The organism is Streptomyces sp. NRRL F-5755, from assembly GCF_001279365.1.
In the GTDB taxonomy this organism is placed as follows: domain Bacteria; phylum Actinomycetota; class Actinomycetes; order Streptomycetales; family Streptomycetaceae; genus Streptomyces; species Streptomyces rimosus.
In genome coordinates this window covers 42,058-52,910 of the sequence record NZ_LGCW01000114.1, presented here as the reverse complement: position 1 = coordinate 52,910, position 10,853 = coordinate 42,058, and the positions used below count along the sequence as shown (strand labels likewise).

Here is a 10,853-nt window from a genome sequence, read left to right as displayed (position 1 = left end):
CGGACGCGCGAAGCCCCCTTACGGCCCCTTGCACGCCCGGAAGAGACCCTCTCCCCCGTCATCGCTGCTTCCCGCCATACCCCTGAACAGCACACGCCACTCGCCGACGCACCACCCCCGCTCAGAACCGGTCCGGGAATTTGACCGTGAGCACGAGGAACCCGACCAGTGCTGCCGCCACCAGCAGCCCCACCACCCGCTCCGCGCTCACGACGCCACCACCGCCCTCGGGACTCCGCGCATCTGCGACCTCCTCGGTGCTCTGTCTGCCGACCGGTCACCACCGTGTCGGCGACGCGGGGCGCAGGCGAACAGCGCGGCCGGTTCCCTAACGGGATCCGAACGAGGCGCAGCACCCCGTACCCCGCCTCACCGGCCGTCCGCCCGGATGGCACACGTCTACGGCGTACGGGAGGACATCGCCGCCTCCGGAACCGCCTCTGGGACCGCCTCCGGAACCGGGGCGGCGGGCAGGGAGACGACCATCGTCAGGCCGCCCCCGGGAGTGTCCTCGGGGGTCAGGGTGCCGCCCATCGCCTCGGTGAGTCCGCGGGAGAGGGCCAGGCCGAGACCGAGGCCGGTGGTGTTGTCGGTGTCGCCGAGCCGCTGGAACGGCTCGAACGCCCGCTCGCGGTCGGGCAGCCGGATGCCCGGGCCCCGGTCGGTGATCCTGAGTTCCACCCGCCCGGCCAGCGCGCTGGCGCCGATCGTCACCGGACGCCCGGCGGGCGAATGGCGTACCGCGTTGGACACCAGGTTGGCGAGGACGCGTTCCAGCAGCGGTGGGTCCGCGAGTACGTCGGGGGTGGTCTCCAGCCCCAAGGTCGCGACGTGGGCGACGGCTGCCGGGGGCGAGCCGGGCAGGGTGTCCAGGGCCGCGGGGAGCACTTCGGTGAGGGCGACGGGCTCCAGGCGCAGGGTCAGCGCGCCGGCCTGCAGGCGGCTCATGTCGAGGAGGTTGTCGACCAGGCGGCTGAGCTTGGCCAGCGACTCCTCGGCGGTGGCCAGCAGTTCTTCGCGGTCCTCGGCGGAGAACTCGACATCGCGGCTGCGCAGTGAACTGACCGCGGCCCAGCAGCCGGACAGTGGCGTGCGCAGGTCGTGGCCGACCGCGGCGAGCAGTGCGGTACGCATACGGTCGGCCGCCTTGACCGGCTCGACCTCGGCGGCGGCCTCGGCGAGCCGGGCGCGTTCGACGGCCGCGGTCAGATGCGCCGCGAAGGCCGTCAGGACGCGGTGCTCCGAGGCGGGCAGCCGGCGTCCGCTCAGCACCAGGACGCTGTCCTCCCCTATCGGCACCCTGGTCTCCCGGTCGTCACCACCGCCGGACGGCGGGCCGCCCGCGGCGCCGGGTTCCGCCTCCCCGTCGCGTGGCCGCAGCGCGACGCTGTCCATGCCGAAGGTCTCGCGGGTGCGTTCCAGGAGGACGGGCACCGCCCGGCCCCCGCGCAGAATGCCGCCCGCCAGCGAAATGAGGCTCTCCGCTTCCGCGGTGGCCCGGGCGGCCCGCCGGTTCAGCCGCAACGAGCGGTCGACGATGGCCGCGACGGTGACGGCGACCGTCGTCAAGGCGGCCTGGGCGACGACGATATTGGCCTCGGCGTACGTGAAGTGGCCGACGGGCGGGATGAAGTAGTAGTTCAGCAGCAGTGAGGTCGTCACGGAGGCGAGCAGCGCGGAGACCACCCCGCCGATGCAGGCCACGCCCAGCACCGTGAGCAGGAACAGCAGCGCCTCGCTGGTGAGGTTGAGCGCCAACGGCCCGGAGACGGCCCGCAGTACCAGGGTGAGCAGCAGGGGAAGCACCAGGCCGGCCACCGGTCCGGCCACCCGCCGGACACGTGGCAGACCGCTTCCCGGCGCGGCCCATCTGCGTCCCTGGCCTGCGTGTTCATGCGTCACCGTATGGACGTCGATGTCGCCGGAGCGCTCGACCACCGTCTCACCGACACCGCGCCGGGTCAGCAGGCGCCGCAGCCGGCCCCGTCGGCTGGCGCCGATGACCAGCTGGGTGGCGTTCTGGGACCGGGCGAAGTCGAGCAGGGCGGTGGGCACGTCGTCCCCCACCACCGAGTGGTAGCTGCCGCCGAGGCTCTCGGTCAGCTGCCGCTGTCCGGCCAGCGCGGCGGGCGAGGAGCCCACCAGGTCGTGGCTGCGGGTGATGTGGACGGCCAGCAGATCACCGGACGAACGGCTCACGATCCGGGCGGCCCGGCGGATCAGGGTGGCGCCCTCCGCGCCGCCGGTGAGGGCCACCACCACCCGTTCGCGGGTCTCCCACACCCGGCCGATGCGGTGCTCGTCCCGGTACTTGCGCAGCGCCTCGTCCACCCGCCCGGCCACCCACAGCAGCGCCAGCTCCCGTAGCGCGGTGAGGTTTCCGAGCCGGAAGTAGTGCGAGAGCGCCGCGTCGACCTTCTCCGGCGGGTAGATGTTGCCGTGCGCCATACGGCGCCGCAGCCCCTCGGCCGGCAGGTCGACCAGCTCGATCTGGTCGGCACGGCGGACGAACGCGTCGGGCACGGTCTCGTCCTGCGGCACACCGGTGATCTTCTCGACCACGTCGCTGAGCGAGTCCAGATGCTGGATGTTGAGCGTGGCCGCGACATCGATCCCGGCCGCGAGCAGTTCCTCGACGTCCTGCCACCGTTTGGCGTGCCGGCTGCCCGGCGCGTTGGTGTGCGCGAGCTCGTCGATGAGCACCATGTGCGGCCGCAGCTCCAGCACCCGGTCCAGATCGGCCGCGGTGAAATCCGCGCCGCCGTCGCCGCGCGTCAGCCGCGGCAGTACGTCCAGCCCGTCGAGCATCGCCTCGGTGGACGCACGGCCGTGGCACTCCGCGAAGGCCACCACCCGCGTACCGCGCGCGGCCCGGCGCCGCCCCTCGTCCAGCATCCGGTAGGTCTTGCCCACCCCGGGAGCAGCCCCGAGAAAAACCTTGAGCCGGCCGGCCCGCCGCCCTGTCCCGCAGGTCACATCGCCGCCCCGCTCCATCACGTACTCCTCCACGTACCCCACTTCCGGAAAGCGGCACGCCGGGCGGCATGGCGAAGGAGAGTTCACGGCATGGCACCGGTCGGCGTGCGAGGTTCCTGAGGACATCGTCACCGCGCACCGACAAGAACCGCGAAGGAGTTCGAAAACGTTGACGCAACTCTGTCCCTCGTGCGCGGTCCGAGGTCCGCCGTCCGCGCCGTTGCGTCGGGTCGGGGGCCACGGAGACGGAGCCGGGTCTTCTTCGACGGGTGGGGCCTTCCGCGGCACGTGGAACAAGGCCGACGCCCCACCACCCGGGTTGCCGACGTCCTCTGGTACCCCGTGAACCACTAACGCCGCGCGTGCCGGATCCTCAACCGGCCGTACCCCATCGTGCCGAAGATCCGGATCTTCGGCCCGCCGGGGCGGGGACTCGGCCGGGCCTTGTAGCGCAGGTCCTTCCATCCGGTGCTCAGGCCCTCGACGTCCACGATCGCGTCCCGGGGCACCGTGATCCTGGCTCCACCGGTGCCGAGTTGCAGCTCGATGTCGACGACCGGATGCTCGATGACCGCCCTGGACAGGTCAAGTCGCACCCTTCCGTATGCGGAGCCGACCTTGAGGACCCGGGGCACTCGCCACGCACCGCGCCGCCGGATCCGTCCGCCGGCCGCGGCGATCGTTGACGCGGGGGCCGGGTTCTCCTCCGGGAGCGAGGCCAGAGCCGACGCGAGCTCGCCGTGGGTCTTGGCGGCGAGCACGTGGCCGAGACGCTGGTCCATCTCCTCGTACGAGATGCGCTCCTCGGCGTATATCTCTTGAAGGCGCTGTACGGCCGCCTCGCGCTCGTCGTCGCTGAGCAGTGCTGACGGGTCTTTCTGCGGAAAGGTCACCGCTCAACTCTAGGGCCGGGCACCCGCATTGGATGTTGATGTCCGGATCGGACAAGGCATTTCGCGGGGTCGAACACCACCGCATCGTCTCGCCTGCCGGCATGCCGGCCTTCCGTCCGGCTCGGGAATCAAGCCGACCGCTTGACCTTGCCCCAGCGTCAGGGTCGGACCATCGCTCCATGAACACCACCACACGCCCTGCGCGTCAGGTCCCGCCGGGACACTTCTACGCCATCGATGGACGGAGCCTGTTCCTGCACCGGTCGGGCGACGGCGGACCGGCCGTGGTCTTTCTGCCCGGTGCCGGCGCGATCGGCCTGGATTACCTCAACATCCACGAGAGCGTCAGCCGGTACACCACCTCCGTGCTCTACGACCGTGGTGGTACGGGGTGGAGCGGCCCGGCCGGTCTTCCGCGCTCCTTGGCCGAGGTCGCCGTCGAACTGCGGGAGCTGCTGCGCGCCGCGGAGGTTGCGGCCCCTTACGTACTGGTCGGGCACTCCCTCGGGTGTGCCTACGCTCGCCGCTTTGTGCAGCTGTTCCCCGCGGATGTGGCGGGCGTGGTCTATCTCGACGGTGTCGTGGAGGACTGGGAGACCTGTATGCCGCCGCTCCGTTCGCAGAAGGTCCCGGGCACAGCGGCGCTGCGACTGGTGAGCCTGCTGTCCCGGGGCGTCTACCGGAAGATGTTCGCCTCATGGCCGCCCGGCATACGCGATCTCCTGGTCGCACAGCATCTCACCGTGGCGGCGCAGCGGACGGGTGCGCTGGAGCGCAGCAACCAGCCGGAATGGCGCGACGAGCTCAAGGCGGCGGGGACCGTGCCCGCTACACCGCTGATCGCGATGACCGCCCTGGGCGTCGACCCCGCCATGCGCGTGCTCATGTCACCGAAGAAGCTGCGGCAGATGCGCGCGGGCAAGCGGCGGCTCTACGACGCCCTCGCCGCGTCGGTACCGCACGGTGAACACCGCGTGCTGGACGGGGCCGGGCACAGTACGATCACCACGGACTGCCCGGAAGCCGTCGCCCAGGCCGTCCGCGACCTGTGGCAGCGGGTGTGCTGAAAGGAGCGCCGGTGCTCACCATCGGCCGGCTCGCGGCCCACGTCGGGGTCACGGTGCGAGCCGTACGCCATTACCACCAGCGCGGTCTGCTGGCCGAGCCCGAACGGGACGACGCCGGCTACCGGCGCTACGGCGCCCAGGCCGTGGTGGACCTGATCCGTATCAAGACCCTGGCCGATGCCGGCGTGCCCCTGGCCCGCATCGACGAACTCCTCGCCGCCCGGCCCGAGGAGTTCGCCCGGGCCGTCACCGAGGTCGACCAGGATCTGTCGCGCAGGATGCGTGAACTCACCCGCCGGCGCCGCAGTATCGCGCGCCTGGCCGCGGGAGACCGCCTCTTCCTGCCCTCCGAGGTCATCGACATCCTTGACCGGCAGCGTGCCTTCGGTGTCAGCGAGCGCATGGTACGTATCGAACGCGACTCCTGGATCATGCTGGTGGCCCTGGCACCGGAATCGGTCCCGGAGTGGGTCGCCGCAAAGGACGAGGCACTTGCCGACCCGGATTTCCGGCGTCTTTACCTGACCTGTGACGAGGCGATGGACTGGGAAGCCGACGACCCGCGGCTGCCCGGCCTCGCCGCCGCCATGGCGGCCTGGAAGGCGCAGCAGCCACCGCACGAACTGCCCGGCCCCGGGACGCTCGCTCTGATGGACGCCAACGTCACCGCCGCTTCACCAGCATGGCGACGGCTGGAAGAGCTCCTTTCCCGCGATCGCCGAGTTTGATCGGGACCTGGCCTCACTGAGGAACCTTCCCCACCACCGGCACACCACCGAACTCCACCCCCACCACACGCTCCCGCGAACGGCGGCCCAGCAACACCACGGATGCCGCCTCGCTCACCGGGTCGGGGGTTTCCGCGATTCTGGCGGTCGGTGGGGATGCGGGATTGGCCGTGCCGGCGGCCTGCGGTGCTGCGTGCGGTGCGGACAATGCCCGTAGCAACCGGTCCAAGCCTCTGCGATGCCGGGCGAAGGCGCGCCGTGGTGCCCACCGGCCCCGGGCCTGCTGGCCGGACAGCGCCTCGGCGACCCCTACGTCCAGCATCACCAGATGCAGTTCGCGGCCTTGGCGTACGGCGCTCCGGGCCAGCCATCGGCGCATCCACGGCCGGCCGCCGCAGTCGTGGACGAACAGGGGGCCGCCGCTGCGCACCTCCCTGCGCAGCCACCGGAAGTACGTCCACCGCGCCCAGGGCCGGTACACCGCGTACGGCAGCCAGTCCGGCATCACCGCTTCACAGGCGACGTGGACCACTCGCGGATCGATGACGGGCGCAGCCCGGGACAAACGCCGCAAGAGGGTGCTTTTACCGCTGCCAGGCAATCCGGAGACCACCACCAACGCCTGCGCGGGATACGTCAGCACCGCCGGAACGTCCTCCACGCCCCGCAGATCCACCACGCCGCGCGGCCGGAAGACCGGCCCCCGGTCCGCTGTGGCGGACTCGCCCGCCCCCGTCGATACCGAACTGCCCACTACCTGACCTTCGTCGTACCTGACTGCCCCTCGCGGCAGCCACGGGCGACGGATCTTCCGGAAGACCTGTCCGTGAGCCTCACTGGGCGAAGAGACGCAGCTTTGCCTTCACTCCCCGTTCCCCTGCGCGGATGCGCCTGCTCCGGGCAGCGGACCACGACTCTAACGCCCCGCGGACCCGAGGGTTCCCGCAGGTGGCCGGTGGGGCTCTCAGCCCTTGCGCAGTGCTCGGAAGAACTGGCGCAGGTCGCCCACCAGGAGGTCCGGGGTGTCGTGGGCGGCCCAGTGGCTGCCGCGTTCGAAGTCGTTCCACGACACGATGTTGCCGTGATCGCGCTCCGCGAACTTCCGGATCGGCCGGAAGTCGTACGCGAAGCTCGCCAGTCCCGTGGGGGCGGTCGTCGGCTCCGTGGGGTGCTCGGTGTGCCGGTCCTCGTAGTACAGGCGCGCCGAGGAGGCGCTGGTGTTGGTCAGCCAGTAGATCGTGGCGATGGTCAGCACCGTGTCCGGGTCCACCGCCGTGCCCAGCAGCTGACCGATCCAGGCGAGCTGCCCGGCGGGCGAGTCGGCGAGCGCGTGCGCGAGGTTCTGCGGCTTGGTGGCCTGGAGGTCGGCGAAGGCCGACATCTCGCTGTTGAAGCTCTGGAGGAACTGCAGTGTCGCCATCTCCTGCTCGCCGAGGCCGTCGAACTCGCCCGGGGTGCCGTTCGGGAAGGAGAAGAGCTGGTTGACGTGTACGCCGATGACGTTCTCCGGGTTCTGCCGCCCCTGCTCGGGGGCGACGTACGCACCGGCGTCGTTGCCGTGCACTCCGTAGCGCTCGTAGCCGAGCCGGCGCATCAGCTCGGCCCAGGCGGCGGCGATCCGGTGCCGGTTCCAGCCGGGGCTGCGGGTGGGGCCGGAGAAGCCGAAGCCGGGCAGGTCGGGGATGACGACGTGGAAGGCGTCGGCCGGATCCTGCGGATTGGTGAGGTCGTCGATGAGGCCGGTGTACTCCACGAAGGTGTTCGGCCAGCCGTGGGTGAGGATCAGCGGGGTGGCGTCCTGGTGCGGCGAGCGCACGTGCACGAAGTGGATGTTCTGGTCTTCGATGGTGGTGGTGAAGTGCGGGTACGCGTTGAGGCGGGCCTCGTGCTCGCGCCAGTCGTACGTGGTGAGCCAGCGCTCGACGAGGTCCTTGACGTACGACAGGGGTACGCCGCGCTCCCAGCCGGGCTGCACCGGGCCGGTCTGCACGGCGTCGGGGTCGATGGGCAGTTCTTCGGTCCAGCGCGTGCGCGCGAGGCGGTCGCGCAGATCGTCGAGGTCGGCCTGGGCGATGTCGATCTGGAATCTCTTGATCTCTGTCATGCGGACAGCCTGTCGTGGCCTGTGACCTGCATCAACGGCGAAGTGCAACACGGTCGTGATGCCAGACGCAAGGATCCGGCCGGCGCGTTCGGCCTAGCCGGGCACCGGCACTCTCAGGCGGCTTCGCGGAGCCACCCGTCATCGCCGGCGCACGCCGCCGCGCACTCGGCGAACACCGCCGCCAGGTGCTCCCGCGGCCCGGCCGCCCACACCGCCCGCACCGGAACCGGCGGCAGCCCGGTCAGCGGGACGAGGGCAACGCCCGGGCGGCCGTACGCCTCCAGCAGCGAGGCGAACGTCAGATGCACGGATTCGCCCTCGGCGACGAGGCGCAGCACGTCCTCGACGTAAGCGGCGGGAAGCCGTCGCAGCCGCACCGTCCGTCCACCGGGGGTGGTCGCCGGCGCCCAGTGCTTGCCGAACCACGCCGGCAGCTCCGGATAGATCACCGGGTGCCCGCCCTCGGCCAGTTGCTCGATGTCGACGGCGTCGTGCGCGGCCAGCGGGTGCCCGGAGCCGAGCAGGACGGCCCGCGGGACGCGGTGGAGCACCGGGCTGATGTGCAACGGGAGCTCGACGGGCGCCGAGGCGGGAGGCATCCAGGTCACGAAGACATCGACGGGCCACTCCTTGCCGAGCCAGCGGAACAGGTCCGTGGTCGGCAGCCCCGAGGCGACCACCCTGCACTCCGGGTGGCGGCGCTCGAAGGCGCTGATCAGCCCGGGCCGCAGCTTCTCGGGCAGGGTGGTGGAGAAGCCGACACGCAGCACTCCGCCGCCGAGAGCGCCCGCGCGCCGGACGTCGTCCAGGGCGCGCTCGATCTGGATGTAGGCGGCTCGCAGGCCCGCGTAGAGCTGCGCGCCGTGCGGGTTCAGCGTGACGGAGCGGCTGCTGCGCACGAACAGCTGGGTGCCCGCCCGGCGCTCCACCGCCCGTATGAGATGGCTGACCCGCGAAGTGGACAGGTGCAGCCGTTCCGCGGCCCGTCCGAAGTGCAGTTCTTCGGCGACACTGAGAAATGCCTCTATTTCCCGTATCTCCAGCATATTTCCCCCTTTGCTCGACGGCGGCAGTGACAGCACCGTCGAGGGCTGCCCCCTTGTTGGCCCGGGCCGGTACCCGGGCCGGGCGGGACAGCCGTGGCCGGGCCGGGACCGGATGGTCAGGTGCACGCGCCACCTGACCACGCCCTCGCCGTCACACGGTGCCGCGCCGCGCGTACACCTCTATCTCGATCTTCATCCGGGGGTCGGCGAGGCCGCAGACGAGCATCGTGGCGGCCGGCCGGACGTCGCCGAAGCAGCGGCGCAGGACCGGCCAGCAGGGCTCGAAGTCCGCGCGGTCCGGCAGCAGGTAGCGCACCCGCACCACGTCGGCGAAGGTACACTTCGCCTCGGCCAGCGCGGCCTCGATGTTGCGCAGGCACTGTTCGGCCTGCTCCACCACGTCGTCGGAGATCGTCATGGCGGTGTAGTCGAACCCGGTCGTCCCGGACACATGCACCCAGTCGCCGTCCACCACGGCGCGGGCATAGCCGATCTGCTCCTCGAAGGTCGAGCCGCTGAGGATCGCACGTCGCTCTGTCATGCGGCGAACGCTAAGCGACCAGCACCGATACGTCTAATACAGTCGTGGCTATGGTTGGATATCCGATCTGATATCTCTGGGCGTATGGAACGGCCCGAACTTCCCCTCCCGCAGTTGCACGCCTTCGTCGTGCTCGCCGAGGAGCTCCACTTCGGACACGCGGCCGCCCGCCTGGGCATCGCCCAGCCGCCGCTGAGCCAGCAGATCCGCCGCCTGGAGGACAAGGTCGGTCACGCGCTGTTCAGCCGCCGGCCGGGACAGGTCGCCCTCACCCCGGCCGGGCGCGAACTGCTGCCCGCCGCGCGGCGGGCCCTCGCCGACCTCGCGTCCGGCCTGGCCGCGGCCCGCGCCATCGGCAGCGGCCGGGCCGGGCGCCTGCGGATCGGCTTCGCCGCCTCGCTGGCCCTGACCGTCCTGCCCGGTCTGCTGCATACCTTCCGGCAGCGGTTCCCCGACGTGCACCTCGACATCCAGGAGATGACCACCGCGCCGCAGATCGTCGCCCTGCGCGACAAGACCATCGACATCGGCCTGGTACGCGAGCCCTTCCCCGAAGCGGACCTCGGCTTCAGGACGGTGCTCCGCGAGCCCTTCGTGGCCGTGCTGCCCGCCGCTCATCCGCTGGCCGCCCATCGCCGCGTGAAACTCGCGGACTTGGCGGGCCTGCCCTTCGTCTTGCTGCCCCGGGCGGTCGGCCCGCAGCTGTACGACCAGATCACCGGCCTGTGCGTCGACGCGGGCTGCACGCCGCGGATCGCCCAGCACGCGGTGGAGTGGCAGACCGTGTGCGCGCTGGTGAAAACCGGGCTCGGCGTCTCACTGGCCCCGGCGAGCATCCGGCGCATCCGCCTCGAAGGCGTCGCCTTCCGCACCATCGCACCGGATACCGCCCGTACGCGCGTCGCTGTCGCCTGGCGCAAGAACGACGAGAACCCGCTGATAGAGCACCTGTTGGCGACCGTCAGCCAGGATGCGCCGGACGGGGACTGAGCGCAGCACCCGCCACCACGTCGCGCCTATGCCCCTGGGTCAGGAGCTCTGGGTGATTCTGGGTCAGGAGTCCTGCAAGGTTCCCGGCAGACCGAACTGCTTGCTCTCGCCCGTGGCGGGGTTCACGCGGGTCACCGTGTTCTCGGCATAGACGAGCCAGCCTGCCGGGGTGGGCGTGATGTCCAAGGACGCGGCGAGGTCCTTGATGCGGGCGCGGTGGAGCTCCTTGCCGCTGGTGGCGCCGACCTCCACCAGTTCGGTGTCCTTCCCCTCGCCCACCGCCACGACGATCGACGAGCCGGTGACCCGTACCGCGTCGACCCGGCCGCCGTTCACGGAGACCGCCGTGGCGTCCGTGCCGCGGGTGACCGAGACCTTCGTCCGGCCGGACTTGCCGGACGGGTCCGAGCCGGCGATCACCGGGCACCCTGCCGTGCAGGCGACCGCCACCTCTGCGACACCGGCGACGCGGACGGCGCGACCGGGCTCGCGGTCAACCTGACCTGGT

General features: G+C 71.2%; 11 protein-coding genes. 3 read left to right on the top strand and 8 right to left on the bottom strand.

Annotated elements, in window-relative coordinates:
• Positions 1-121 precede the first annotated feature (121 nt).
• From ADK86_RS40130 to ADK86_RS13350, 3 genes are all read right to left on the bottom strand, one after another.
• The gene (locus ADK86_RS40130) at positions 122-211 is read right to left on the bottom strand and encodes a hypothetical protein (protein WP_063788988.1); all 90 of its coding nucleotides are present in this window, start codon (positions 209-211) and stop codon (positions 122-124) included.
• 188 nt (positions 212-399) lie between these two features.
• The gene (locus ADK86_RS13355) at positions 400-2,994 is read right to left on the bottom strand and encodes an ATP-binding protein (protein WP_053696864.1); all 2,595 of its coding nucleotides are present in this window, start codon (positions 2,992-2,994) and stop codon (positions 400-402) included.
• A 332-nt stretch (positions 2,995-3,326) separates the two neighbouring features.
• On the bottom strand, positions 3,327-3,869 hold the full coding sequence (locus tag ADK86_RS13350) for a DUF1707 SHOCT-like domain-containing protein (protein WP_030592575.1): 543 nt from the start codon (positions 3,867-3,869) through the stop codon (positions 3,327-3,329).
• A 179-nt stretch (positions 3,870-4,048) separates the two neighbouring features.
• Between ADK86_RS13350 and ADK86_RS13345 the strand changes: the two genes are divergently transcribed.
• Positions 4,049-4,936, top strand: coding sequence for an alpha/beta fold hydrolase (locus tag ADK86_RS13345; RefSeq protein WP_053696783.1), 888 nt, complete (start codon positions 4,049-4,051; stop codon positions 4,934-4,936).
• Between the two features lie 11 nt (positions 4,937-4,947).
• Positions 4,948-5,664 carry a MerR family transcriptional regulator gene (locus ADK86_RS13340; protein ID WP_053696782.1) on the top strand — a complete coding sequence of 239 codons (717 nt, stop codon included), beginning with the start codon at positions 4,948-4,950 and terminating at the stop codon, positions 5,662-5,664.
• Positions 5,665-5,677: 13 nt separating this feature from the next.
• On the opposite strand, the gene ADK86_RS13335 is transcribed toward ADK86_RS13340, so the two are convergent.
• From ADK86_RS13335 to ADK86_RS13320, 4 genes are all read right to left on the bottom strand, one after another.
• Complete coding sequence (locus tag ADK86_RS13335) at positions 5,678-6,418, bottom strand: AAA family ATPase (RefSeq protein WP_053696781.1); 741 nt, start codon at positions 6,416-6,418, stop codon at positions 5,678-5,680.
• Between the two features lie 210 nt (positions 6,419-6,628).
• A complete protein-coding gene (locus ADK86_RS13330) occupies positions 6,629-7,768 on the bottom strand; it encodes an epoxide hydrolase family protein (protein ID WP_053696780.1) in 1,140 nt (379 codons plus the stop codon).
• Between the two features lie 113 nt (positions 7,769-7,881).
• Positions 7,882-8,814 (bottom strand): LysR family transcriptional regulator, encoded by a 933-nt coding sequence (locus tag ADK86_RS13325; protein ID WP_053696779.1) that lies wholly within the window; start codon positions 8,812-8,814, stop codon positions 7,882-7,884.
• Between the two features lie 151 nt (positions 8,815-8,965).
• Complete coding sequence (locus ADK86_RS13320; RefSeq protein WP_053696778.1) at positions 8,966-9,355, bottom strand: RidA family protein; 390 nt, start codon at positions 9,353-9,355, stop codon at positions 8,966-8,968.
• Positions 9,356-9,439: 84 nt separating this feature from the next.
• Here ADK86_RS13320 and ADK86_RS13315 point away from each other — a divergent pair, with 84 nt between their 5' ends.
• Complete coding sequence (locus tag ADK86_RS13315) at positions 9,440-10,345, top strand: LysR family transcriptional regulator (RefSeq protein WP_053696777.1); 906 nt, start codon at positions 9,440-9,442, stop codon at positions 10,343-10,345.
• 63 nt (positions 10,346-10,408) lie between these two features.
• On the opposite strand, the gene ADK86_RS13310 is transcribed toward ADK86_RS13315, so the two are convergent.
• On the bottom strand, positions 10,409-10,765 hold the full coding sequence (locus ADK86_RS13310; RefSeq protein WP_053696776.1) for a hypothetical protein: 357 nt from the start codon (positions 10,763-10,765) through the stop codon (positions 10,409-10,411).
• Positions 10,766-10,853: the final 88 nt, after the last annotated feature.